At 59.7% G+C, this 24,230-nt stretch carries 19 protein-coding genes and 3 pseudogenes; 12 read left to right on the forward strand and 10 right to left on the reverse strand.

Annotated features, from left to right (window positions below; genetic code table 11):
* The first annotated feature begins 320 nt into the window (after positions 1 to 320).
* The gene (locus tag J2Z31_RS08750; RefSeq protein WP_209601515.1) at positions 321 to 2,096 is read left to right on the forward strand and encodes an adenylate/guanylate cyclase domain-containing protein; all 1,776 of its coding nucleotides are present in this window, start codon (positions 321 to 323) and stop codon (positions 2,094 to 2,096) included.
* A gap of 1,191 nt (positions 2,097 to 3,287) precedes the next feature.
* Here J2Z31_RS08750 and J2Z31_RS08755 read toward each other — a convergent pair.
* The 3 genes and pseudogenes from J2Z31_RS08755 to J2Z31_RS29175 all read right to left on the reverse strand — a co-directional run.
* Positions 3,288 to 5,009 (reverse strand): adenylate/guanylate cyclase domain-containing protein, encoded by a 1,722-nt coding sequence (locus tag J2Z31_RS08755; protein ID WP_209601516.1) that lies wholly within the window; start codon positions 5,007 to 5,009, stop codon positions 3,288 to 3,290.
* Between the two features lie 277 nt (positions 5,010 to 5,286).
* Positions 5,287 to 5,586, reverse strand: coding sequence for a hypothetical protein (locus tag J2Z31_RS08760; protein WP_209601517.1), 300 nt, complete (start codon positions 5,584 to 5,586; stop codon positions 5,287 to 5,289).
* Positions 5,587 to 5,658: 72 nt separating this feature from the next.
* A pseudogene (locus J2Z31_RS29175) lies at positions 5,659 to 5,799 on the reverse strand (non-homologous end-joining DNA ligase); the annotation flags it as partial.
* Positions 5,800 to 6,402: 603 nt separating this feature from the next.
* Here J2Z31_RS29175 and J2Z31_RS08765 point away from each other — a divergent pair.
* The 4 genes from J2Z31_RS08765 to J2Z31_RS08780 all read left to right on the forward strand — a co-directional run bounded on the left by J2Z31_RS08765 (position 6,403) and on the right by J2Z31_RS08780 (position 8,644).
* The gene (locus tag J2Z31_RS08765) at positions 6,403 to 6,591 is read left to right on the forward strand and encodes a hypothetical protein (protein ID WP_209601518.1); all 189 of its coding nucleotides are present in this window, start codon (positions 6,403 to 6,405) and stop codon (positions 6,589 to 6,591) included.
* Between the two features lie 266 nt (positions 6,592 to 6,857).
* On the forward strand, positions 6,858 to 7,511 hold the full coding sequence (locus J2Z31_RS08770; RefSeq protein ID WP_209601519.1) for an SOS response-associated peptidase: 654 nt from the start codon (positions 6,858 to 6,860) through the stop codon (positions 7,509 to 7,511).
* 8 nt (positions 7,512 to 7,519) lie between these two features.
* Positions 7,520 to 8,038, forward strand: coding sequence for a thermonuclease family protein (locus J2Z31_RS08775; protein WP_209601520.1), 519 nt, complete (start codon positions 7,520 to 7,522; stop codon positions 8,036 to 8,038).
* A gap of 228 nt (positions 8,039 to 8,266) precedes the next feature.
* Positions 8,267 to 8,644 (forward strand): hypothetical protein, encoded by a 378-nt coding sequence (locus J2Z31_RS08780; protein ID WP_328243262.1) that lies wholly within the window; start codon positions 8,267 to 8,269, stop codon positions 8,642 to 8,644.
* Positions 8,645 to 8,994: 350 nt separating this feature from the next.
* Here the strand turns inward: J2Z31_RS08780 and J2Z31_RS08785 are convergent, their stop codons facing one another.
* From J2Z31_RS08785 to J2Z31_RS08800, 4 genes are all read right to left on the reverse strand, one after another.
* Positions 8,995 to 9,927 (reverse strand): ketopantoate reductase family protein, encoded by a 933-nt coding sequence (locus tag J2Z31_RS08785; RefSeq protein WP_209601521.1) that lies wholly within the window; start codon positions 9,925 to 9,927, stop codon positions 8,995 to 8,997.
* Between the two features lie 57 nt (positions 9,928 to 9,984).
* The gene (locus tag J2Z31_RS08790; protein ID WP_209601522.1) at positions 9,985 to 11,763 is read right to left on the reverse strand and encodes an adenylate/guanylate cyclase domain-containing protein; all 1,779 of its coding nucleotides are present in this window, start codon (positions 11,761 to 11,763) and stop codon (positions 9,985 to 9,987) included.
* Positions 11,764 to 12,039: 276 nt separating this feature from the next.
* Positions 12,040 to 13,278 carry a COG3904 family protein gene (locus J2Z31_RS29180; protein WP_234939343.1) on the reverse strand — a complete coding sequence of 413 codons (1,239 nt, stop codon included), beginning with the start codon at positions 13,276 to 13,278 and terminating at the stop codon, positions 12,040 to 12,042.
* A 27-nt stretch (positions 13,279 to 13,305) separates the two neighbouring features.
* Positions 13,306 to 13,548: a hypothetical protein gene (locus J2Z31_RS08800; protein ID WP_209601523.1), complete on the reverse strand. Its 243-nt coding sequence runs from the start codon at positions 13,546 to 13,548 to the stop codon at positions 13,306 to 13,308.
* Positions 13,549 to 13,733: 185 nt separating this feature from the next.
* Between J2Z31_RS08800 and J2Z31_RS08805 the strand changes: the two are divergent.
* The 3 genes and pseudogenes from J2Z31_RS08805 to J2Z31_RS08815 all read left to right on the forward strand — a co-directional run.
* Positions 13,734 to 14,963, forward strand: a pseudogene (locus J2Z31_RS08805) (flavin-containing monooxygenase).
* 283 nt (positions 14,964 to 15,246) lie between these two features.
* Positions 15,247 to 16,989, forward strand: a complete 1,743-nt coding sequence (locus tag J2Z31_RS08810; RefSeq protein WP_209601524.1) for an adenylate/guanylate cyclase domain-containing protein — start codon at positions 15,247 to 15,249, stop codon at positions 16,987 to 16,989.
* A 9-nt stretch (positions 16,990 to 16,998) separates the two neighbouring features.
* Positions 16,999 to 17,223, forward strand: a pseudogene (locus tag J2Z31_RS08815) (MBL fold metallo-hydrolase); the annotation flags it as partial.
* A gap of 205 nt (positions 17,224 to 17,428) precedes the next feature.
* On the opposite strand, the gene J2Z31_RS08820 reads toward J2Z31_RS08815, so the two are convergent.
* Positions 17,429 to 18,157: an NIPSNAP family protein gene (locus J2Z31_RS08820; protein WP_209601525.1), complete on the reverse strand. Its 729-nt coding sequence runs from the start codon at positions 18,155 to 18,157 to the stop codon at positions 17,429 to 17,431.
* A gap of 98 nt (positions 18,158 to 18,255) precedes the next feature.
* Between J2Z31_RS08820 and J2Z31_RS08825 the strand changes: the two genes are divergently transcribed.
* Both J2Z31_RS08825 and J2Z31_RS08830 read left to right on the forward strand, forming a co-directional pair.
* Entirely contained in the window at positions 18,256 to 18,864 is a 609-nt protein-coding gene (locus J2Z31_RS08825) for a TetR/AcrR family transcriptional regulator (RefSeq protein WP_209601526.1), read from the forward strand.
* A 1-nt stretch (position 18,865) separates the two neighbouring features.
* On the forward strand, positions 18,866 to 19,312 hold the full coding sequence (locus J2Z31_RS08830) for a hypothetical protein (RefSeq protein ID WP_209601527.1): 447 nt from the start codon (positions 18,866 to 18,868) through the stop codon (positions 19,310 to 19,312).
* Positions 19,313 to 19,637: 325 nt separating this feature from the next.
* Here J2Z31_RS08830 and J2Z31_RS08835 read toward each other — a convergent pair whose 3' ends face one another.
* Positions 19,638 to 21,509, reverse strand: a complete 1,872-nt coding sequence (locus tag J2Z31_RS08835) for an ABC transporter ATP-binding protein (protein ID WP_209601528.1) — start codon at positions 21,507 to 21,509, stop codon at positions 19,638 to 19,640.
* A 594-nt stretch (positions 21,510 to 22,103) separates the two neighbouring features.
* Between J2Z31_RS08835 and J2Z31_RS08840 the strand changes: the two genes are divergently transcribed.
* Together J2Z31_RS08840 and rpiB are read left to right on the forward strand one after the other, a co-directional pair.
* The gene (locus J2Z31_RS08840; RefSeq protein WP_209601529.1) at positions 22,104 to 22,727 is read left to right on the forward strand and encodes a hypothetical protein; all 624 of its coding nucleotides are present in this window, start codon (positions 22,104 to 22,106) and stop codon (positions 22,725 to 22,727) included.
* A gap of 199 nt (positions 22,728 to 22,926) precedes the next feature.
* Positions 22,927 to 23,376: a ribose 5-phosphate isomerase B gene (rpiB, locus tag J2Z31_RS08845; RefSeq protein WP_209601530.1), complete on the forward strand. Its 450-nt coding sequence runs from the start codon at positions 22,927 to 22,929 to the stop codon at positions 23,374 to 23,376.
* Between the two features lie 529 nt (positions 23,377 to 23,905).
* Here the strand turns inward: rpiB and J2Z31_RS08850 are convergent.
* Positions 23,906 to 24,148, reverse strand: coding sequence for a hypothetical protein (locus tag J2Z31_RS08850; RefSeq protein ID WP_234939344.1), 243 nt, complete (start codon positions 24,146 to 24,148; stop codon positions 23,906 to 23,908).
* Between the last annotated feature and the right edge of the window lie 82 nt (positions 24,149 to 24,230).

The raw sequence follows: 24,230 nt of genomic DNA on the forward strand, positions 1-24,230 counted from the left end.
ATGTTGTCGGCCGAAAAGGACAGGTACGTGTTGTACTGATGCAAACCCAGCTGCGGCCATAACAGACTGGGAAGGAATGTGGAGGAATGCCATTACCGATACCATTGCCGCATCGTCAGAGCCGCCAATTCAGCTCCTGTGACACGATGCGCTTTCTGATACCCACGCTATTTTTCAGGCTTGCAAGGAACGAATCCAGAGAGGTGAGGTCCTCGACCCCTTCGCCGCGCGCGCGACTCCGGGAGTTTCCCCTCAAAGTCGAGTTGCCGTCCGGAAAGGAAGATGCGAAACTCGCGTAGGCAAACTCTTGTGGTGCATTCGTGTCGGCGGCGGATCGAATCGAACGGCGACTGGCGGCGATCTTCGCAGCCGACGTGGCGGGATACACCCGCCTGATGGGCCTTAACGAAGTTCAGACGCTTCGGACGCTCATCTCCCATCGCGAGATCATGGACGCCTTTATTGTCCAGCACGGCGGCAGGATCGCCAACACGGCCGGCGACAGCGTGCTGGCTGAGTTCCCAAGCGTCGTCGATGCCGTCCAGTGCGCCATTGCGGTCCAGGAGGCACTTTGGCGGGAAAACGAGGGGCAATCCGGCGAGGATCGTCTCCAGTTCCGCATCGGTGTCCACGTCGGCGACGTGATGGTCCGCGGCGGCGATCTCCTCGGCGACGGCGTCAATATCGCAGCCAGGCTCCAGGGGTTGGCCGCGCCGGGCGGGATTTGCCTCTCAGGCGACGCATACAACCACGTCCGAAAGAAGGTGAAGGCCAGCGTCGAAGACCTCGGACCGCAAAGCGTCAAGAACGTTGAGGAACCCGTGAGAGCCTATGCCGTCGCCCTTGGCCTTGCCCGCCGGCCGCAGGGCGGAACAGCAGGGGACGTCAAATCGCTTCTGCTTCCCGACAAGCCCTCTATAGCCGTCCTGCCCTTCACGAACATGAGCGGCGACCCCGAGCAGGAGTATTTTGCGGACGGCGTGGTCGAGGACATCATCACCGCGCTCTCCCGCATCCGCTGGCTGTTCGTTATCGCCAGGAACTCCAGCTTCACCTACAAGGGAAAGACAGTTGACATTCGACGTGTCGGACGCGAACTCGGCGTCCGCTATGTCCTCGAAGGCTCAATCCGCAAGGCGGGGAACCGCGTCCGCATCACGGGCCAGCTAATCGAGGCGGAAACCGAAACCCACGTCTGGGCAGATCGCTTCGACGGCGACGTCGTCGACGTGTTCGCCCTGCAAGATCGCGTCACGGAAAGCGTAGTCAGCGCGATCGAGCCAAGGGTGCAAAAAGTCGAGATCGAACGGGCTCGGAGGAAACGCCCCGAACACATCACTGCCTATGACCTGTACCTGAGAGCCCTGCCGGAATTCCAGACTTATACGCGCGAGGGCTTCCTTCGCGGACAACGGGTATTGGAAGACGCGTTGGCTATCGACCCGTCCTTTGCCGATGCCTGGACGGCCTTGGCTGACTGCCTGGGAAGACTATTGATCAGCGGCTGGCTGGAGCCTGTCGAAGAAGGCAAGGCGCGGGTATGCGAGACGGCCTTGCGCGCCGTCGACCTGGACCCCGAGAACGGCCCCGCGCTGGCAATGGCCGCATGGGCGCTGGCAGTCGTTGGAGACGATGCCGAGCGAGGTGCTGAACTCGGAGACGAAGCGCTGCGCGTCCATCCGAACTCGGCTTACGTGCGGATGCACTCCTCCTTCGCCTTCCTCTTTAGCGGGCAGATCGAAAAGGCCCTTCAGAACCTGGAGATCGCGCGCCGATTCAGCCCGCTCGACTTGCGGGCTTACACAATCTTCGCAGGTATCGCGAACTGCCACATCTTCGCACGACGCTTTTCGGAAGCTGTTCATTGGGCGGAGCGGGCGATCGAATTGTCGCCGAATTATGCAGTCGCTTTGCGATCTTTAACGATTTCCCTGGCTCATGACGGCCAATTAGAAGCTGCCCGACGCGCGGGTGAGAGGCTGATGGCTGCGGTTCCGGGAATGTCAATTTCTTACACCCTGAAGCGACCGTTCGGCCTGCCCTGGATGATGGACCTGTGGATCGAAGGGCTCCGCAAGGCCGGCATCCCCGAATGAGTCTAAATCTCCTGATGTCGGTTGCTACACAATCCCGCGAACGTCCAATGCGGGCCGAATGTAGTCTTTGGTGCGATAGCTGCGGACAAGGGCCTGCTCCCCTGTTTATCCGCATTTATAAGTTAGCTCTGTTCAGGTTTGGTCCTGATCGACGAGGCCGAATTGGCAGGGGTGCTGATCGAGCATAATGTGGGCGTCCGCAGCTACCGCCGTCAGCTGCTGGATGAGCACTTTTTCGCCGAGGAGTAGCGAAAAAGCCCTACGAATCACTCGGGCATAAACGCCACGATAAGCGATGATCGTGTCTCGGCCGTGCAGGCCATCCTGAGCGAGTATGTGCGGATTCCATCTCTTCGACACCTCCGCGACCCTCGCTCTCTGCATCGGGTAGCGCAAGATATCGTCAAGTGCTTAGACCGCGAGTGTGGCGTATGGCAAAAATGGACAGGTGAGCGGGAGGCGCTTCTAAAATCAGCCGTGGGATGCTGGATTCCCGTGGCAACATTGCGAGAGTATCTTAACGGGCTGTCTGGCCCGCCTCTGACGATGACGGATGTTGGCCAAAGGCTGCGAGTGTTCGAAGAGGAGCCGTACGCCAACTATCCGGATGAAGATTTGAGAGGTGGCTGCCTTGCCAAATTCGCGAGGGAAAAAGCCGAGGGGACTGAGCTTCCAGCAGTAATCGGACTTCTGTCGGAGTACGTCGAGGGGGAGCAGCAGCGCATTCGCCTCGAACGTGTGGCACGATACAAGCGTATGCGGGCACAGGAGCGACAGGAGGCGGAGCAGCGATTATTATCGGGGGCAGATTGCGGGTGAACGCAAATTGGAAAAGCACCGACCTGGTTTTGTCGCAAAAATGGGCGCACGTTTCGGTTGAAGACAACGCCCGACAAACGATGGGAAATGCACCGAATTGATGCTTGTCAGCGGAGGAAAAAGGGAAGTTCATCGGAAGATATAGCGGGCGCGGCGACGCGACCAAAGTAGTGGCGCATATCGCATACCAACCGGAGTCGCCGATAAGGTGATTGTTGCCTTGGCCAACGACCTCGAGCGAGCGACTTCGCGTCGATTGCGGCCGCCGGGAAAGTGCAACCGCCGATGTCATACGTGACTTCTCGACGGGTGATCACATTGATCTCAGCCCGATCGACGCCAATTCGGCCGGCGATCCCACATTCACGTTCGCTAGGGAAGCCCGGCCTGCAGATAACCGACGATGAAATGCTCCTTCATTTCCCCATTCAAGAAAGGCTGGCTGGTGGCCCAGTCTTGAACCGTAAAATGGGGACTCGCTGCCAAGAACATTGCAGCTTCCCGACGGGCCTCGTCTGCACGCCCTAGTCTGGCTAGGCTTGCGGCCAATATTCGCTGTGACGGAGTTCGATACGTTTCCTCGCGCCGCAATGTTTCAACCGCTTCGGAGTACAGTCCCGCCGCAAATTGCGCCTGTCCCAGCGCCCAATAGTACCATCCCGGAGGGTGGGGGTTGAGGCGCAGGGCGTTTTTCACGCAAGTGATCGCTTCCGCCGATCGACCCTGCATGACCATAAGGTCTGACATGAGAGCCCAGCTATCCGCGTGGTTGGGATCGAGGCGCAAGGCAGCCCAGAAAGCCTCTTCTGCCTTGATGTGCTCAAAATCATACAACTTGACCAAGGCGAAAACCATGTGGCCGCCAGCATCTCTCGAATCGAGCGCGACGGCTCTTTGCGCTGCGGACAGAGCCAAGGTCCGATTCGGCTCCCGCGCTTCGCCAAGATGTAGCCAGCCCATCCAGTGGCAGAAGGCCAGCGTTGCATACGCCTCTGCGAACTCGGGATCGAGAGCCAGCGCTTGTTCAAGAAGCCGGCGCGCCTCCGGAACATTGTTGGGTGATTGCGCGAAGAGCGCGCGTGCTCGGGCGAATAAATCGTAGGCGTCAACGCTGGTTGTTCGCCGTCTGGTCGCGGGTCCACTCGTCGAGATTATCCTGGAAAGGGCTTCGACGATTTGTGCAACCACCTTGTCCTGTAGGTCGAAGATTTCCGCCAAGTCGCCGTCGAAGCGATCCGCCCACAGTTGGCTCTGATCCTGAGCGTCGATAAGCTGTGCATTGATCCGAACACGCGATGCGGCGCGACGGACACTTCCCTCAACGATGTACCGCGCGCGAAGACTCCTGGCCATTGATCTTATGTCAGTAGCTTTGCCGCCGTACGCAAAAGAAGAGTGCCTGGCGATCACCATGAGTCCGGAGACCCTGGACAAATCCGTGATCAGATCGTCTGCCAATCCCTCGCCGAAATACTCCTGCTCGGGGTCGCTGCTCATGTTTGTGAACGGCAGCACGGCGATAGCCGGCTTGTCCTGAAGCGAGAGCGGAGAGCGCATCGGCGGGGCAGTCGGCTCGGCGTCGCCGCCACGGAGGTGATATGCTCGGATAGGTCGGGCGATATTCTTGACCACCTGCTCGCCCATGTCCTCGAACACACAGTCGAGCTTGCCCTGGAGTTCCTCATGGACTTTACCCGAGATACAGATGCCTCCGGGTTCCGCCAGCGCTTCGAGCCGCGATGCGACGTTGACGCCGTCTCCGTAAATGTCGCCATCCTCGCCGATCACATCGCCAAGATTGATGCCGATGCGGAGGACAATATGGCAAGCATCAGACGAACGCTCGTTCTCTTCCGCCATCCGCCGCTGCAACTCCAGGGCACTAGCCACGGCGTTCACGGCGCTTCGGAATTCGACCAGAACGCCGTCGCCCATGTGCTTCACAACCCGCCCGTGATGGGTCCGAACTATGGGATCGATAATGGAGCGTCGCCGCTCCTTCAAAGCAGCAAGCGTGCCCTGCTCATCCTCTTCCATCAGACGACTGTAGCCGACCACGTCAGCGAACAACAGTGCGGACAGCCGGCGTTGCATCTTCCCCACCTCCCACGATCCTCGAATCTAGCCTCGGAGGCTTTGACAGTCCACTGGTGTGAGGCGACGGGCGCAGCTCCGCGGCACAACGAATCCGTAGCATCAATCTTGGCGACGTCAGTTGCCGCAGGGCTGTCTATTTGGTGGCGGCGTCAGGCGTGTGTCCCTGTTCCAGATGTCTTTCTTCCTTAAAGGCGAAACTGGTGCGGCGTAGCCTCCTCCAATGCCGGACGAGGACGAACCAACCTTGATTTCTGCCCGTCCTCAAAGCTGGCAGTCATTCTTGCGGCTGATGTCGCAGGTTGCGAATTTCGGATTGACGGACACCGATTCCGGTAAATCGGACAGTCCAAGACTGCATCACCGGACGCTTACGACAAGGGCGAAGGTCGTGCAGTTGCCCGGCCTTGTCGCCAGCCGCGATCTCATGCTCATCATCAGGCCGCATGAGGGTCGAGCGATCCTGGGTTTGTAATTCACTATGCCAACTGAGACCTGCTATGGGGGCGAGCAAATACTGCTCGTGAAAGCCTGATTCTAAACTGCCCTGAGGCACGATGCGCTTTCTGATGCCCACACTACCTTTTCATGCTCATAGGGAACTAATCCTCCGTGTCTCAGTCGATACGATTTTATAGATGTCGTACTAACCATCCCATTTTACTTCGTATGCCCAGTCCGGCCCCTGCGGCGGCCTGTCCACGAGCATCGCAAGGCACGGATCGACGCGGCTCGGCATTGGGTCGGGCGGAGGCTTGTCTGACGGCTTTTTCGACGATGCTCTGGCCATTCGCCAATTAACAAGCCGACCTTTCGTTGGCTGTTTGCGATCGCAGCACGGATGCGGCCGAGATGGCCCACTACCTCTGGCCCTCCTCTTTCGTTTCTTGCGCGGATCGAAGTCACATTCCCCATGTCGCGCCCCCTCAAGCGGCACGATGCCTTACATCAGAGGTTGATTCCATTAGCCCCATCGAATGAACTGACGGGAAACTGCATTCCCGGCCTGTCACGGTGGCCTACGCCGCCCCTCGCCGCCTGTCGCCCTCAGTCGGAGGCATGAACATGACGGTCACCGCCCTGGAGCCGCATCGTGGACAGCGAAGACGGCTGGCGACCATCGAGAGGGGAAAGTCGCGGCCACGAAGCCACCAGCGTCAGCATGTCGAGATCGTAGCTCCAGGTGCATCGGCGAACGGACTTCATTCCCTCGCGATTGCCGTATGCGCACCGCGCCTTTAGCTGCCATCCCAAGCTGAAAGCTTCACCGATTGTCTCGACCATTACCGCCAAATAGTATAAGAACAAATAGAGAACAACGACAGCCGCGTGCGAGTTCCACAGATTTGGCTGGCGAGATCGCCCGTTGGGAGGCTGGCGAAAGGAACGTGCGATGAGTGACGAACGAATATCGGGAAACAGGCGAAGCGACACGGTCCTGTTCGTTCATTGGTGCGAGCAACCGGGCTGCAAGAAGTGGGGCAGCTTCGGCTTCGCCGTGGGGCGCAGCGAACCCAAGTGGTTTTTCTACGAGCACCGCCCGGAGTGGAGATCGAGCGATGAGGCACGCCCCCAGTATTGACTTAAACCCCAGCAGGCCCGCGATTGATCCGGAGAAAGGCATCGGCCACCTGCGCCTGGCTGACTTGGGAGAAGATCAGATACTCGGTGCCCGTTGCGCCGCCTGCGATCACGACAACTGGGTCAACCGGTGGGAGATCGCGAGGAAATGGGGCGGTGGTAGGACCCTCGATCAGTTGAGACCGCTGCTCCGTTGCACGCGGTGCGACAACAAAGGTGATAATGGCTGGCGGCTCGGCAGGATCGACCGCGACTCGGAGTGGACGAATGTGCAATCGCTATCGTATCGAAGTTCAGTTTGACGAACTCTGGCGGGTGGCCAGGGCGCACCGCGACATGACAAACCGCGCGAACCCGACGACCGAAGTCTTCCCCGACAAGCCAGGGCCGGTCATTCGCAACAGTCGAGACGGCGAGCGCGAACTGATCAATCTCACCTGGGGCATGCCTTCGCCGCCGACCGTGACCAACGGCAGGCCGGATTATGGCGTTACCAATGTCCGAAAGCTTGACTCGCCTCACTGGCGTCGATGGACGGGCGTCGAATATCGCTGCCTCGTGCCGTGGACCGCTTTCTGTGAATACGAGGATACGAGACCGAAGAAAACAGCGCGGTGGTTCGCGCTCGACAGCAGCGAGCCCCTCGCCTTCTTCGCTGGCATCTGGACCCCGTGGACGGGCGAGCGTGGCTCAATGAAAAATCCTCGGCGCGGTGAGCACGAGCTGTTTGCGTTTCTCACGTGCGAGGCGAACGCTGTCGTCAAACCGATCCACCCTAAGGCCATGCCTGTCATCCTGACGGAGCCTGCCGAAATCGAGCTCTGGATGAACGCGGAGTGGAAGGATGCGAGAGCTCTCCAGCGGCCATTCCAAGCGGAGCGGATGATACTGCTGCCCGTCGAACAGGCCGCCCTTCTGTAGGAACCTCAATGAAGTATTCAGATGTCCTCTGTGCCGGCGCGATTCTGCTCGTCGTCAACATACAATGGAACGCTGCGATCGCCGCCGAGGCGATTGTCGGACGCGCCTCCGTCATCGATGGCGACACGATCGAAGTCAGAGGCGAGCACATTCGTCTGCATGGCGTTGATGCGCCGGAAAGCTGGCAATCATGCAAGGATAGCGACGGTGCCACCTACCGTTGTGGTAAAGAGGCAGCCATGGCGCTCGACCAGTTCCTCGCGGCATCCCGCCCTGCGCGCTGCGAATTCGTCGAGCGAGATCGATATGGCCGCGTCGTGGGAATCTGCTTCCGCGCCGATGGCCGCGAGGTCAATCGCTGGCTCGTCGAAAGTGGCAATGCTGTCGATTGGGCAAAATACAGCGATGGCCGCTACGCTGCGGATCAGGCGGCCGCACGGTTGAAAGGTATTGGCCTCTGGCGCGGCGCGTTTCAGTTACCTTGCGAAGCGCGCGCTGAACATGCTGGGCGTGAGCCGACCTGCTGAAAAGCTAAGACCTCCAAACGAACTTCCTTCTCCGCGTGGGATCGCTGTCCGCTGCGGCGTCGGTAACAGTCGGCGCGTCTGGTCGCTTCACTAAGAGATCACCAGAAGCCGCGTTGGCTTGCAGCGGCGATCTGAGGATCAATCCCGCCGTCGGGATGATATCTCCTGCTGCCAAAGCATTGGAATCGGCCACGACTTCGGGTATCCTATTACGTGAGAGGTCTTCCAATGAAGAAACTTGCAATTGTGCTAATTGCAGCAGTTATTGCCGCCCCCTCTGCATACGGACAGGCTACCATCACGAGAGCGAGATCAGTTGGCTTGATTGATGGGTATCGCGCTTACATCAGCCGAGATGACCTGTTCAGTTCAAGCGGAGTTCGGTTAACCCAGCCCTGGCAGGTAATCAGGCAAGACCGGGCGAACTTCCACATGTACGGCATTCGCGACTCAGGTGACCAAAGCGATACCTTCTTTGGAGATGCCGTGAACCGGCAGGCGTTAGAGGTGATGCTCTCGAACGGTTCGATGACAAGCGACGCCGCGAACATGATTGTTCGCGGCGACGTTTGGTGGACATCCAGATTTATGGTCGGGGTGATGTAGGCCGATGGATTGACGTCACGGTATCGTATTGATTACCTTGCTAGTATTGCCGGGCAAGGCAAGCTTCGACTCCCCATCTCGTGCCCCTAGCGAAGCGATCGGGCTTGCTTGCGGCCCGCTACCCCGCTCAACCTGATCAAGTTCAACTGACCGCACGCCCTCAACAAAGGGCCACATAGACATGTCAGTAGCGCTTGCCTGTGGAACTCACGCTTTCGGCAGGGCGCTGATCTCGAGGATCAAGCCACCTGATCGAGCCTGAGCCGTGTCGCCGCCTGCTTGTCCTGCACAGAGCGAGCGAAACTTATATGGGAGTTATCCATCCAGCGATCACGAGGCAATCTACCGATTTATCCACCAGCACGGACATCATTGCGACCCCATGCGTGAGGATGAAGCGCCCTGTAAACAGCCGTGTGGGCGGGTGTTGAAATGCCACATTTCACTCCAAGCGTGTGAAGGCGGCCTGATAGCCACTCTAGCTCTAGGCGCTTCCCCTGCGCCAGATCATGGGCCATCGAGGCTTGAGTTTCCGGCGCTATTCTCAGAAACAGGTCTACGGTTTCATCCTTGAAATCGTGAGGCATCGAATGTCCCTCGGCAGCCGCCACGGCGATGCCCTCTCCCAAGAGCTGCTCCATGAATATCCGCGATTCCTGGTCAGCCATGATCTGGCCGATGCCAAGCCGCATCAGACTGGTGCCGCCGGAAAAGGCGGCAAGCCTGACGAACTTCTGCCAAAGAATGGGTTCGATGTCGTCCACGACCGTGAGAGCAATTCCGTCGGCACGAGAACAAACGGTGCCGAACTCGGCAATCACTGGGTCATTTGATCCGCCCGTGAGAACCTGTGTCATCTGGCTCGCCTGACGGATCACACCGGGTTCTTCCACGAAGCTCGATAGGTAGGTCGCCCCGCCGACCACCTGTTCTCGCGGAACCGCCTGCGACAACATATCGATGCCGTCGATGCCGTTCTGCAGGGTAAGCACTCTCGTTTGCGGTCCAACCATCGGGAGGATGGCGGCAGCGGCCGAATCGCTGTCGTAGAGCTTGACGGCAAATACGACCAGATCGACCGTACCCACTTCGCGGGGTTCCGACGTCACATGAACCCTCGCCAATTCGACGTTCCCGAGCGGACTGAGAAGCCGAAGTCCCCGCTCGCGCATTGCCTGCAAATGCGCTCCACGGGCAATAAACGAGACGTCTTCCCCGGAGGCAGCAAGGCGAACTCCGACATAACCGCCTATACCCCCTGAACCCATCATTGCGATCCGCATAGTCGGTCCCTCTCCAGTTAATTTTCGGCTTTGTCGAGCAAGTGTCCGAGCAGGTGCTCATTCCGGCAGACCCGCCTTGACGTAGCCGTCGATGAAATGCTGACGGTCGGCATCGTTGCGGAACGGCTGCGTCTTGCCCCACTGCCGGGCCGAAAAATTCGGAAACTCCGAAAGGAACTCCCTCCCCGTCTCGCGTGCTTCCTCAGTCCGCCCTAGTTGCGCGAGCGCGGCGGCGAGATTGCGTTTTGAGCCAGGCCCACCCGCCTGTGGATGACGGAGCGTTTCGACAGCATCCTGATACCGACCAGCGGCATATTGGGCCCAGCCGAGGAACGAGTAGTGGTCGCCTGGAGGATAGGGGTTGAGGCGAAAACTATTCTCGGCGCACTCGACGGCCTCAATCGCATGCCCCTCGAACACCCGGAGATCGGCAAGGTGAGCCCAACCTGCAGAGTGATTGGGATTGAGGCGAAGCCCCTGCTCGAACTCGGCCACTCCCGCTTCGAACTCGCCCTCATAGGCACGCAAGTAGCCCAGCACGATATGCGCGTCGGCGTTTTGCGGATCGGTCTCGACGGCTTTCTCGGCCGCGGTACGGGCCGCGGCGCGATGCTCGTCAATAGGCTCGCCATAATATAGCGCATCGAAATGGTGGCTCATCGCGAGCCAGGCATGCGCCCCCGCAAAGCCCGGATCGATTTCGATGGCCCTGATCAGGAGCGGGCGAGCCGCCCTCGTTTCCCGTAGCGATTGCGTCGCGAGTGCGCGCCCCCGAACGAAAAGGTCGTAGGCCTCGAGATCGGTGACCCTGCGCTTTGGAAGAGGTTTCGCAGTCGGCAACACGTGGGCAAGCGCGCCGATCACCTTGCCGACGACTTCATCCTGCAGGGCGAAGACATCCGCGAGGTCGCGATCGAGGCGTTCAGCCCAAAGACAGCTGACATTGGAGGCGTCGATGAGTTGGGCGCTGATCCGCAACCGCGTCGAAGCCCGCCGCACGCTTCCCTCAACGAGATAGCGAACGCCTAGTTCCCTGGCAATCGTGCGCAAGTCCAGAAAGCGATCCCTGTAGGCGAAACTCGAATGACGGGCGATCACCAGCAGGCCATCGACTTTGGATAGATCAGTGATCAGGTCCTCCGCGAGGCCGTCGGCGAAATACTCCTGTTCCGCATCGTTGCCCAGGGCGGCGAACGGGAGCACCGCGATTGAAGCGACCTGCGGCAGTGACGGCTCGGAATCAGGGCCGCCATGCCCCCGTATAGTCGAAGCGGGGACCGTAGTTTCCCAGATCACCCGAAACACCCGGACGGGACGGGCAATGTTCTTCAGCGAACACCCGCCCTGATCGACGAACTGTACCGGGAGCTTCCGATCGACATGCTCGTGTACGCTGTGGGTTATAAGCACGCTACCTGGTTCAGCCATGGCCTCGAGCCGGGCGGCGACGTTGACCCCGTCTCCGAACACGTCTTCCTGGTCAGCCAGCACGTCTCCGAGGTTGATGCCCATGCGGAAAACCAGTCGGCGATCTTGGGCAACTTCCGTGTTCCGCTCTGCCGCCGCTTGCTGGACCTCGACCGCGCAGCGTACGGCCTCGATGGCGCTCGCGAATTCCGCCAGGAAGCCGTCCCCGGCGCTCTTGAAGATGCGCCCCTTGTGTCCTTCCACGCTTGGCCGCACAATATTGCGCAGTAACCCCTGCAACCGCTCGTGGGTCCCCTCCTCGTCGGTTTCCATCAAGCGGCTGTAGCCTGCGACATCAGCCGCAAGAATGACTGCCAGCTTCCTTTGGGGTGCGGCAGAAACCAGGGTCGGTTCGTCGTCGTCCGGCATTTCAGGAGGGTACGCCGCACCAGTTCTGCCTTCAAGCAAAGAGAAGCTGCCTGGAGAGACGTGCAATGGATGGAAAGTCATTCCGACCAAATTCAGTTTGGCCATGAATCAGGAAATCCGGCTTTTTGGCGTTTCCGGCGGAACTCCAAAGCTACATCGACTTCGCCATTGGCATCAGCGCCGACGCAAGGGGCGCAGAAGCGGCCAAGCAACTGTATAGAAGTTCGGATTTCGTCGGCAGATGAACACTCCTGCAGCCGCGCGCAACCCCTCGGACTACCTTCCGCAGGCATGCCACTCCATTTGATAACCCGCTTCCCCGTCGCGCCCGAAGCACCAGCCCACTGCCTGGAGCTTCGCTCCGATGGCCTCTCGACGATCGCAGGCCTTCCACGTCTCGTCGGAGTCGCCAGAACCGCCCCTACAATCACCGTTCTGGTCATGCCATTGAGAAATTATCCTAGCTGGTTCGCGCGCCTTCCTGTCCACCGCCAGAACTTTGCCGGTCTCGGACATGATCCTGCTGGTCGATGGGTCCCAAATCAGGGAGAAATCGGCTATTCCCGAAGAAGACTTCGCGCGCCTCAGGCTATGCGCGAACCATTCGACAACACCGCTGACGGTACACGTGGCGGCGCAGACCACCCGCTCTGAGCGATACTTCACACTGTAAGCCCGTTGCGGCCAGCGCTCCGCGAATGCGGCCTTTTCCTTCAGGACGTCATCTCGTGAGACCGTCTTGCCGTAAAAGCTCACGCTGTCCGCGTACGCCGTGTTCATGAAACCCATTGCCTCGGGATTAGCCCTCGACCACGCATCGTGATAGTCGGCGATAAACCGAAGTGCGCGGGCTTCCTCGGAGGGCGCAGCGATTGTCGACCCCTGCTTCATCGGCGGGCTGTTTCCGGCGGCTGCCGTGACGGTCTGATTTGTGGTCGGTACGGATGTCGTCACCCCAAACTGCGTCATCTCGCCGGCAGTCAGGTATCGGATGTCCGAACTGGGGATCGAAAGGCTCAGCTGCAGGAGCTTAGGATCGACCCCCATTTCGATGAGATAGGTCATGATCTCCGCCGTCATGGCCTGAACAGCCGCGACCGCCTCGTGGCCGTCGAGCGCTGCGTCGCCCGAGAACGAGGATTGATGGACCCCTATTGAACCCGGTTCTGCTGTTCGCCTGGCACCACCCACGAACGCAAGCGCACAGGCGGAGGCGCACTCCGCTGCCCGCAACTGCACAGTTTCAAGTCCGAGCGCCCGGATCGTCCGCCCGAAGGCCATGGCCGCATGGACGTTTCCGCCATTGCTGTTGAAGGTCACGACGCGCGCGCCGGATTGAGCGACCGCGGCACTCAGCGCTTCCGGCCTGTCTCCGAACTCGAACTCGCCTCGAACCACAAGTACGGTCTCGCCGCCTTGGATTTGCAGCTTCTCGATTGAGACAGCCGCATGCGCGTGTGGAATAACCGCCAAGAACCCGGCGAACAAACTCCAGACGCCCACCCCAATACGCATGCCTCGCCCCCGAACACTCTTCCCGCTCTAGGAGAATATCGATGTCCCAGACAACTGCAATTGCCTTGAATTGGTTGGCGGTGTCCGGCCCGCACCCACAATACCATATGGCGCGGCGCAGACACCACCAAGAAGAGCATAGCGCGCCGGTTTCTTGCTGAACGCGTAGCGTGCGTTCTGGTCCCGAGAGCGGTAATGGGACAGCAGCGCGCTCTTCTGCATTTCGGTCGTTGAGATGGCGATGCCGACCTGGGCTACAGAAACAAACAACGCCTTACTCCTTAGAGTTGATGATCCTCCATGTTACCGTGGTGTCCTCGCGGGGTGGTCCATTGGCCATGTTGTATCAAAGCACATCCGCGAAGACAGAAGGCGGCGGAACGCATCGCTAGTTGGTCCCCCTGAACGATGATCCAAGGCCGTTCCTACGATGCCGTCTTTTTGGAGTATGCGTTATGGCGGAGATACTCGACGTGGTTGTCGTAGGAGCGGGTTCGGCAGGACTCGGGATCAGTTATTTTCTCAAGCAGCAAGGTCGCGATCATCAGGTTCTCGAACGAGGCCGCATCGGAGAAATGTGGCGCACCCAACGCTGGGATTCCTTCCACCTGAACACGCCGAACATCCGCTCCTTGTTGCCCGGTGATCCCCCTGACGTGCCCGACCCCTGGGGTGCAAGCACACAGCATCAATTCGCCGCCTATCTCGAGAGCTATGTCGAGCGGCATCATTTGCCGGTGATAACCGAGGCTCCCGTAGAGAAGCTTTCCAGAGATGACGGGCTCTTTCTCGTGACGACGCCACGCGGTGCAATTCGGACCCGCAACGTAGTGATAGCGAGTGGCAGCCTGAACTGTCCGAAGCGACCGCCTGGCTCGGCCGAGCTGCCGACAACACTCCGCCAACTCGATTCCTCGGCCTATCGTAATGCCGCCGAGTTGGAGCCAGGCGCGGTTCTAGTGATCGGCAATGCAATCGGCGGCCAGATCGCCGAGGACCTGGCTCTCGCGGGACGCTCGGTCTTTTTGGCGACGAGCCGGGTTGGCCGCCTGGTCCGCCATTATCGCGGCGGCGACATCTTCAACTGGATGATCCTGTCCGGTTTTCTCGACGTGCCGCGAAGGGACATCGTCATGCCGTCCGGGAAGCTGCCGACGCGAGCCCTGCTGGGTGCCACGCACACCATCAGCCTGCAATCACTGAGCGCCCAGGGCGTCGTGTTGCTCGGTCGCTTCTTGGGACTAGAGAATGGCAACCTGATGTTCGGCGACAACTTGGATGAGCACATGCGCTTTGCCGACGAGAGTTCAGCCGACGTCAAGCGCTTTGTTGACGATTACATCCGGCGGGCCGGGCTGAACGCGCCGCCAGCAGAGGATGACCCGGCCGAGATGATCGCCCCACGCCTTTCCAGTCCACCGATCCGCTCGATCGAGTTGGCGACGAGCGGCATATGGTCGGTGATCTAGTCCACAGGCTTTAGAGGCGATTTCGGGTGGATCAAAATCCCGGACACCATCGACGGCGATGGCCAGCCTATTCACGAGGACGGAATCGGGACTGTTCCCGGACTGTACTTCTCCGGCCTCGACTTTGCCTCGACACGGAAATCGGGAATCATAGCGGGAATCACTGAGGAAGCAGCGCGTCTGGTGAACCATCTCGCCAAGAGATTGGCCAGTTAAATCGATTGGTTAGAACCAGCATGGTAAGGACCATTGTGAAGGGCTAATCCCTCTTCGGTACGCCGTGTTGGAGCTTCAGCACTCTGGCGGGAGCGACCAAGCCTCTCTGACGTAGCGCTCGATGGGTGCGGGCCCCTCTAAGTCCCAGATCGTCGGCATACGCGCGCCTTGTCGTGCCGATTACAACGGGGGTATGCTTCTCCATGAGGCCGAATTGGCCACATACATCTCAGGCCACAAGAATAGTTGCGCTTTGCAACCAGTCGAGGAGCCTACCGCTCAAATGGCCGAAGAGCGCATCCAGCGCCGTCTTGCAGCAATCGTCGTCGCGGACGTCGTTGGCTACTCGCGATTGATGGAGGAGGACGAAATCACGACGCTGGCAGTGCTGAAGGAGCGCCGGGTGACAATTCTCCAGCCTGTCGTGCGCGCACACGGCGGCCGCATCGTCAAAGTGATGGGAGACGGGGTTCTCCTGGAGTTCCCAAGCGCGGTCAACGCCATGTCTGGAGCGATCGAGTTGCAGCGGAAGATGCAGGACGCAAACGCTGCCACGCCGGAGGCGCGCCGTATCGTCTTGCGCATCGGGATCAATCTTGGCGATGTCGTCATAGACGGCGGTGACGTCTATGGCGACGGCGTCAACATCGCCGCGCGGCTACAAAGCCTCGCAGAGCCGGGTGCCATCTACGTGTCGGCGGCCATCCGCGATCAAGTCAAGCGGAAGCTCGCGCTTGGTTTCGATGACCTCGGGCAGAAATCCCTTAAAAACATCGCAGAAGAGGTGCATGTCTATCGCGTATTCTACGAGCCCGGAGCCACGAAGGATCACGCAGACAAGCCGGAGCTACCGCTTCCTGCCAGGCCGTCCATCGCCGTGTTGCCGTTCACCAATCTGAGCGGGGAAGCCGAATACGACGTTTTCACGGACGGATTGACCGAAGACCTGATCACCGACCTTTCAAGAAATCCCGGTCTGTTTGTCATCGCGCGCCATTCGACCTTCGCCTATAAAGGGAAATCGGTCGACGTTCGATCGATCGCTCGCGAGTTGGGCGTCCGCTACATCGTGGAGGGCAGTGCACGCCGCGCCGCCGGTCGCGTCCGCATCAACGTTCAGCTAATCGACGCCGTTGGCGGAGATCACCTCTGGGCCGAACGCTTCGACCGAAATCTCGAAGACATATTCGGCGTACAGGACGAAGTCACAGACAAGATCGTCGAGGCTCTAGTCGGACGCTTGGCGGAATCACCGTCACGCAACCGTCCGAAGAGCCTGGAAGCTTATGACCTTTGTGTCCGCGGGCGAAGTCTGGTCTCAGCGTTCAACAGTTCCCCAGAAGCGCTGCGCGAGGCCGAGATACTCTTGAACCAGGCAGTCTCCATCGACCCCGAATATGCGGAGGCATTGCGCTGGTTGGCTTTTGTTTACTGGCAACTGTGGGCGCAGAGCATCGATCCCACCGAAGAGAACCGATCACGAGCCCTTGAACTGGCCCGCCAAGCGGTAGCATTGGACGAGAATGACGCCGCCAATCATTGGTTTATGGGATTTTTGTGGGCCAATGAGAAACGCTGGCCCGAGTCCGATGAAGAGTTCGCAGCCGCCTTCACGCTGGAACCAAACAACGCCGATGCCCTGGCCGTGTGGTCGGAGATTGCGGCGTTGGCCGGTCGCGCATCGGAAGCGATCGAAATGATCCAAAGGGCGCTCCGACTGAACCCGCACCCGGCCGGGTGGTATTATTGGCAGCTTGGATTCGCCCACTATGCGGCCCGCCAATATGAAGAAGCCGTCAGAATTTTGCGGATGGAGGCAATCTACCGCAGCCCCTCGCGCCGCATACTGGCGGCCAGCCTTGCCCAACTCGGACGCAGAGACGAGGCGATGCGCGAGGCAGCTCTTTTCATGGCGATGACCCCGAAATTCACGATTACGCACTGGGCCTCTGCACAACCTGCCCGCGATCCGGAGACGGTCCAGCGCTTCATCGAAGGCTATCGCATGGCCGGCCTGCCAGAATGATTAGGCTGAGTACTGATGTCGGGGGACGCCTGCACCAATGATGTCATCTTCTTCGAGCATCCTTCATGGCATTTCGGCTTCGATACCGATGCAGAGACCGCGCTCAAAAGCAGGCAAATGCTCTTGGATCGGGCTGCGTCCGAGAAGTTGCGGATGCTCGGCTACCACTGGGCGTATCCAGGCATCGGGTATGCGGAGCGTCGCGGGAGCGGATATGCGTTCGTGACGGCATAGCACGTCACTCCCTGTGTGCATTGGCGTCCAAAGTCCTGCACTTCGTCTGGATAGCACCAGCACCGGAATTTCCTGTGCAATCGGCGTAGGGCAGCACTGGCTGGGGAACCGAAGTCAACGCGAAGGTGCCGGACGGCAGCTTCGCGCGAAAGGCGTCCTTGACGATCAAGCTGCGAGCGCAAGGACGCAGGACTCGTCCAGCCGATTACCAACTGCAAAGCGACCGCGACGTCGGTGTTAGGCGTGCCACCTCAATCCTCCGCCAGCACTGGCCGTCCATTCTCGGGTAGACCTCGTCCGCCCAATTGACGTTCTGATGCAAGCGTTCTTGATAGCGGGCTGCACTTTCCTCGTCTTTGTGGCACTCGAACCAAACAAGCACCGTCTCTCCCTCGCGAACCGGGAGCCTCGGAAAGCCGTTGACGCTTCGCTCCGTGACAAACACCGCATCGATGCGTCCTCCAGCTTCTTGCATAACAGGAAGTGCTTTGTCGGTGAAGTATCTCGCAAAATCCTCTTCGGTTCTGGGTGGCAGCGAGCAGATATTCACGACAACTAGGCCCCTCGCTTCGGGCCGCTCAATCTCCTGACTCCTTTGCAGATTATGCGCGAACGGTTGCACGCCGCCTATCGGCCTTAGCAGCAATACGTTGTCCGAATTGAGCATCGTCTCGTTGGCGGCTGGTCCATGTTCTTTCCAGACCGGGCTTGAATAAAAGGATGCGAGCGCTTGCGTTCGGGCCTCCATATCCCTGAAGGAGCGAACCCAGACAAAGGCATCGGGATCGTCGAGATGACGGAACTCGCCTTCGATGCGCATACCCGTCGCTTCCTGCGGTTCAACGAATTCCCTGTCAAACAGGCTAATCAATGCCTCTCTGCCATTTGGGAGAAGCCTATAGCGGCGGAGTTCAAACACAGTGTGGGCGTTCATGGTTTTTCCTGACAGGTCAATCATCCTGTTTGACAAAACAGGACAATTGACCTGTTCTGTCAAGATGCTATTGTGGATGTAGATCGCAGACGGCTCCCATGACCGAAAACAGAAGAACCAATGACCCCCAGGGCGTGCGTCGCCGGATCGTCGACGCGGCCTACGACGCCTTCGTCAGCCACGGGTACATCGCGACTGGAATGCTGGAGCTTCGCGAAAGGGCTTCAGTGTCCGGCGGTGCAATGGCGTATCATTTCCCGGCGAAGCGCGAACTCGGTCTAGTGGTCATCCGCGATCGGGTGGCCGAAGCCGTCCGGCAAACCTGGATCGAGCCGCTACACGCCTGTGCAGACGCGCCGACCGCTATTGATCTCATCTTTGGAAGCATCATCAACGAACTGACGCGCAATGGCACGGTCTCCGGTTGCCCCCTCAACAATATGGCAATGGAAGTCTCTCACCTTGACCCGGAAATGCGCGACGCTCTCAGCGGGGTTTTCAGTTCCTGGCACGAGGCGCTATCTGCAAAGTTTCGGGCGGACGTAGCAAATGAACGCGCACACGACGTCAATCCGAGCAGCCTCGCAACGCTCGTTATTGCCGCCTATTCCGGTGCCATGGCGATTGCAAAGGCACGCCAAGACGTCGGTCCGCTCGTCGACTGCCGGGCGGAACTGGCGGCGATGCTGGTGACCAAGTACGGCTGACTTGTTCGGGCAATTCGTTCTGTATCTGCGCGAAAATGATATCGACATTGAAGCCGCCATTGAGTGCAAGGGGCTTCGACATCTTGATCATTATGTTGAACCCGACGGCACAGCGACAATGGAGATATTGCCATCGAGGATGACCTTTGGCTGGGGCCGCCTACCTCGGCGGCTTCTCGCGCCATTAGCGGTCGTGTTGTCCACAGCGCTGGCGGCCTCCCAGGGCGGTTGTGCTGGCGGCATTTCAAGACCGTTTGGTAGAAAAATCCAGATGACGGTTTGTGCCTCTGGGGAGTGGCGCGAAATGGCCTTTGCCATGCGTGTCCGCAACAAATACGAAGCTACCCGCCTGACCCCATCCAGTCGGACCGTCAGCACGGGCTCCGGCACCTTATACCAAGCAACTTCGCGCATGCCTGCCGGGATGTGGGTAATGCGCGCACGCTAGTCGCCGGATAGCGGCGACGGTACGCCGGCGAAGGCAGCAGGCCAAGAGGCCGGCAGACCAAGTCCGCAAGACCACCATTCCAATTGTCACTCAGCCTTCGTCGGCGGCGGGCCAGTTGTTGGACGGTTCTTCGATGACGCCGACGTCTTCGGCGGGATCAGGGTCTCGTTCGTAGGCGGCCCGAAGGTGTCCAACCTCGTCAAGAATGGCGGCGTAGACATACTTGTATATGCGGTCGGGGTTTCGACAGCCAGAATGACCTGCATGTTTGAATTTCCGCGATGTATTCGATCATGATCGGGAAGTTAGAGCATTCTGGCCAGTTTCAATCCGACCGCGTGTGCGATGTGCTCGGATGAGGGGGACGAATGTTAGAAGAACTCGAAAGCTCATGCGTCAGAAGGCTGTGCTGCGCCTTGGGCACCCCATCAAGGCTCAGCACGCCAGCCACGGTGTCGATCGGTCCCTCGCGCTCGGCCGTCCCGAGCCGCCCGCGGTGGATTCGAATCTGCGCGTCGCAGTGCATCAGTGTGCTCAGGCGGTGGGCGATGATGAACGTGGTACGGCCCTCCATCAGTCGCCCGAGGACGTCGACGATTGCGCCCTCCGTCCGCACGTCCACCGAACTGGTCGGTTCGTCCAGAATCAGGATGGGCGCGTCTCTGAGGAAGGCGCGGGCGAGCGAGATGCGCTGGCGCTCACCGCCTGACAGGCTCATGCCGCGCTCGCCGACCTGCGTGTCATAACCTTCCGGCAGGCCGGCGATGAAGTCGTGGGCCTGGGCGGATTTAGCGGCCTCGACGATCTCCCGGTGGGTGGCGTCCGGTCGCCCATAGGCGATGTTTTCGGCGATGCTGGCCGAAAACAGCACCGGTTCCTGCAATACGATCGCGAACTGGTTGCGCAGGTCGGCCAGCCGGTAGTCGCGCAGGTCCACGCCATCCAACAGGATTGCCCCGTGGCTCGGGTCGTAGAACCGGATCAGCAGATTAACCAGGGTGGTCTTGCCGGACCCAGTCGGCCCCACGATCCCGACCCGAGTCCCCGGGGCGACCCGGAACGACACGTCATACAGCGCTGGGCGGCCCTCATCGTAACCGAAGCAGACATCCCGAAACTCCACTGCGCCGCCCGCGCGCCCGAGCGGGCGGGCATCAGGGCGGTCGTCGGCATCCGCCGGTTGGTCCAGAAGCCCGAAGGCGCGCCGCCCGGCGGCGAAGGCGACCTGAAGCGAGGATAGGCTGTTGGTGATCGTGTGCACCGGCCCCAGTATCTGCCAGACGTACCCGATCACCAGCAACAGCTCCCCCAAGGTCAGAATCCCCGCCCGGACGTGCAGGACGCCGATCGCCAGTACCGTCACGGCACCCAGCGCGATGGTCAGGCCCTTCAACAGGTCGAATCCGCCGTTTATCGCAGCTATCCGCACATTGGTGGCGATCACCCGGCGAGAGCGCCGCGCGAACCGCTCCGTCTCGTGCCCCTCCCGACCGAAGGCCTTGACGACCCGCAAGACCGACAGCACCTCCTGGACAATGGACAGGGTGCCGCCTTCTAGCTCGCGGCTCTGGTCCCAGCACGGACGGACGCACTGGGAGTGAACCCGCGAGAGCAGGAAGATGATTGGCGAGACGGCCAGCGCGACGGCCGCCAGCTGCCAATCGATCACAGCTGTGACGTAGATCATGCCGATGAGCGTGACTGACGCAGTCAGGACCGGGATGATTCCGTAGATGGTGACCCACTGGACGCAGGGCGCGTCGCTCAAAATCCGGTGAGTCGCGTCGAATGAGCCGTTCCGATCGTGATAGGCCAGCGGGAGGCGCTGGGCGTGGCGGAAGAGGCGGGCGCGGAACGCGAGCGTCAGCTGCTCGCCAGTGTAGGTTCGTAGAAGCGAATCGGCGAAGTTCCGCACCTGACCGACGATCGCCAGCGCGACGGCGAGGCCGACCGCGACCGCTAGTGCGGCGAGCGGACGCGCAGCGGGGACGGGCAGCAGCGTCCCCAGGGAACCCGGCAGCGGCTGCGCGCCTACGGCGCTGTCCACCGCAATCTTGAGCGGCAGGGGCGTTAGGAGGGCTATCGGCGACCAGAGCAGGCCGATCAGGAGTATCCCGAGCAGGTGCAGGCGGTGAGGAGCGGCCTGTGACAGCAGCCGCCGGAAGAGGTCTACATCGGAGTACCGGCACGAGAGCATGACACCACTTGAATCGCTCGGCCACCAGGACGAAGCTCCCCCTGCCCGCCGCCGATAGGCCGGGGTGAAAGTGCGCCCGCGATGACGGGCTATTTGCGGCTAGAATTGTCTCTTCCGGCCGGCGACGGGTCTTTCAAAGGGTTACCCACTTCGTCGGTACGACGACATCGGCGGCGAAAATAGTGGTAAACTTACGATCCATAGCTCCCCCAAAATCGGACCGGTGTTTTGATGGCGTCTAAATTAGCACATCAAAAACTTACGGTCAGCAAGATTGAGTTGTGTGGCGTAGCGAATTCGCAGCAGCATATCTGGTATAACCACCCGCCGTCGCGCAACTCCAGCGTCCAGAAGCGCGCCTGTGCACGTGCGCCCGCACGAATGGCCGAAAGGTCCCCGCATAGCGGTCCATTCGCTCGTTCGCCTGGGGCTTTCGTTACCGCCCACTCCCGACGGACAGAAAAATCCGGAATTAGGTAGAAAATGCCCGAACCGCGCGTCTATCGGCGCAACGCTCCGCCACGACCCGTCTTGCCAAATCGCGATCGGCATTCATATTCGCCACGCACTGAACAACTGGGGCAGGCAGCAGAGATGAAGTACTGGATGACATCGGTAGCCATGACCGTGGCCATTTTTGCCAACGTTGTCGTCATCATCCTCGCGATGACGGCGCTGGCACTGTTGACGTTTCATATTGTCTCTTTGGTCAGGTACGACGAGATCGCAAGAGAGGAGCTGGTTATTCTCCTGTTGATCTGGCTGATTCTGGCTTCTTATCTCGTCGGTGGTTTCACGCTTTTCGCTAGCAAGGATCGGCCCTGGCGGCGCGGCGCACTCGCAGCCTCGACGACGTGCCTGCTCCTCGGTGTGCTTGGAGCAGGCGTTGCCGTCTATGTTCAAGGAACCCGCGAATACCGCCCGATCAACACGGCCGCAGAGGCTCGCCCTTGGCTGGAAAGACTTCTCAAGCGATGGGCACGCTCCTTCCCTGATGCATACAGGATCGTCGATCTGGACGGCCAAATCCGCAACATCCGCGTCCACGGCCCCAGTATGTCATTCGACCCCGAGACGGCTCGCTATATTGAGTTCGAGTTCGACACGGGGTGCGGAGAAGTCATCCGCCTGACCGCGATGACGGGTGGAGAGGGGACAGAGCTTTGGCCGATCAAAGAACTACTGCCAAAGAGATGCGGTCTGCCTTCCACGCACTAACCGGACCAGACGACTCCAAAAAAGGGCAGCTTCGGGCCAAGTGCGGAAGTCTAACGTCAAAGTGCTTCATGGCTGCTTCGCGGGCAATGCTGCCATTGCTCCCACACGCGTAGACGTCCGCGATGCCTATGCTACAAAGAGCACCTGATCCAACTCGGCGAAGCCGCCAAATTGCCTTGGGAACCGGGACGACTTCTCTATGACAGCCAGCAACCGCATCGTCCTCTCAAGCGACCACGCCGCCATTCAGCTTCGACAGGCCATTGCCGCTCATATCGCGGCGCATGGCTGGGTGGTGGTCGACATCGGACCGACGACGCCGGAGAGCACACACTATCCTAAGCACGGCGAAGCGGCGGCACGGCTCGTCGCCTCCGGCGATTGCCGGTTTGGCATCATCCTATGCGGCACGGGCCAGGGCATCATGATGGCGGCAAACAAGGTAAGGGGCATCCGTTGCGGCGTCTGCGTCGACACATTCTCAGCCCGCATGATCCGCGAGCACAACGATGCCAACATGCTTTCGATTGGCGTGCGCGTGGTGGGCGAAGGGCTTGCGCTCGATATCGTGGATGCGTTCCTGAACGCCCGTTTCGAGGGCGGTCGACATGCGACGCGGGTGGAGATGATTGAGGCGCTGGAGGGGTAGCGTCCTCCTTCGAAGGTTTTCCTACGCCGGCCGCAACGCACTCACCCCGCGGCCCGCCGCGAAAAACCTTCAGGAAAGCAGACGCTAAGGCGCTTAGGGTAGCAAACGCAATACAATCAGGACTGAAAGCGTATGAAGCTCGTCATGGAAGGACAACCACTACTCGTCCATCTTGGGGTGTGGATATGTGTTGCTGTCTTTCTCGCCAGCTTAGTGGGGGTGCTTTGCGGTATCTACCTTGTCCTAACAAGGACCGCCGCGCTGACAACTACGCCCGATGAAATAGAGCTTCCATATTGGGAGCGGGCTGCGCGTAAGAACAGCCGAGCTAGCAGCATCTTTGTCCAACGTGAGTTCAAATACCTGCGCTACATTATGTTCTCTGCGATATTCGGCTGTGTCGGCTCCTTCGGCACTCTTCTCCTCATAGTCGGCGTTTTTGGGGAGCGTGCTTAGGTCCGCAATAGGGCAAATTGTGTCGGAGCGTATTCAAACCTGATCAGTGGTAAGGTAAGCGGACCCTCAACGGTCAAGGCAGCCGATGTTGGCACTTCATGCGTTCCGCTGACGTGATCAGCGCTGGGCGCGAAGAATTGCGCTTCCAGATGGTGCCGCCGAAATACCGATTGAACACCAGGAAGTACGCAACGATCAATATGATGGCGAGGAACGCAGGGCCGCCTTGGAGGTGAAACCCGTTTTCCGTTCTTCCGCCGAAGACCAAGGCCAAAATATATCCGATCCCGAAGAAGGCGAAGAAGAAGTCAAGCAACGCGGCAAGTACGATCCGCCAACTCGCCGGTCCTTTGTGGGATTTAGCATCAGTCATTGTTTAGACCCAGTCGTTTCAATCC

It is taken from the genome of Sinorhizobium kostiense, from assembly GCF_017874595.1.
GTDB classification, from domain to species: Bacteria; Pseudomonadota; Alphaproteobacteria; order Rhizobiales; family Rhizobiaceae; genus Sinorhizobium; species Sinorhizobium kostiense.

Coding starts and splice junctions, on each gene's coding strand:
- J2Z31_RS08775 (WP_209601520.1), top strand. CDS start 7,520: ATGAAGTATTCAGATGTCCTCTGTGCCGGCGCGATTCTGCTCGTCGTC.
- rpiB (WP_209601530.1), top strand. CDS start 22,927: ATGACAGCCAGCAACCGCATCGTCCTCTCAAGCGACCACGCCGCCATT.
- J2Z31_RS08840 (WP_209601529.1), top strand. CDS start 22,104: ATGAAGTACTGGATGACATCGGTAGCCATGACCGTGGCCATTTTTGCC.
- J2Z31_RS08765 (WP_209601518.1), top strand. CDS start 6,403: ATGAGTGACGAACGAATATCGGGAAACAGGCGAAGCGACACGGTCCTG.
- J2Z31_RS29180 (WP_234939343.1), bottom strand. CDS start 13,278: ATGCGTATTGGGGTGGGCGTCTGGAGTTTGTTCGCCGGGTTCTTGGCG.
- J2Z31_RS08820 (WP_209601525.1), bottom strand. CDS start 18,157: ATGAACGCCCACACTGTGTTTGAACTCCGCCGCTATAGGCTTCTCCCA.
- J2Z31_RS08770 (WP_209601519.1), top strand. CDS start 6,858: ATGTGCAATCGCTATCGTATCGAAGTTCAGTTTGACGAACTCTGGCGG.
- J2Z31_RS08780 (WP_328243262.1), top strand. CDS start 8,267: ATGAAGAAACTTGCAATTGTGCTAATTGCAGCAGTTATTGCCGCCCCC.
- J2Z31_RS08810 (WP_209601524.1), top strand. CDS start 15,247: ATGGCCGAAGAGCGCATCCAGCGCCGTCTTGCAGCAATCGTCGTCGCG.
- J2Z31_RS08755 (WP_209601516.1), bottom strand. CDS start 5,009: ATGCAACGCCGGCTGTCCGCACTGTTGTTCGCTGACGTGGTCGGCTAC.
- J2Z31_RS08790 (WP_209601522.1), bottom strand. CDS start 11,763: ATGCCGGACGACGACGAACCGACCCTGGTTTCTGCCGCACCCCAAAGG.
- J2Z31_RS08825 (WP_209601526.1), top strand. CDS start 18,256: ATGACCGAAAACAGAAGAACCAATGACCCCCAGGGCGTGCGTCGCCGG.
- J2Z31_RS08835 (WP_209601528.1), bottom strand. CDS start 21,509: ATGCTCTCGTGCCGGTACTCCGATGTAGACCTCTTCCGGCGGCTGCTG.
- J2Z31_RS08785 (WP_209601521.1), bottom strand. CDS start 9,927: ATGCGGATCGCAATGATGGGTTCAGGGGGTATAGGCGGTTATGTCGGA.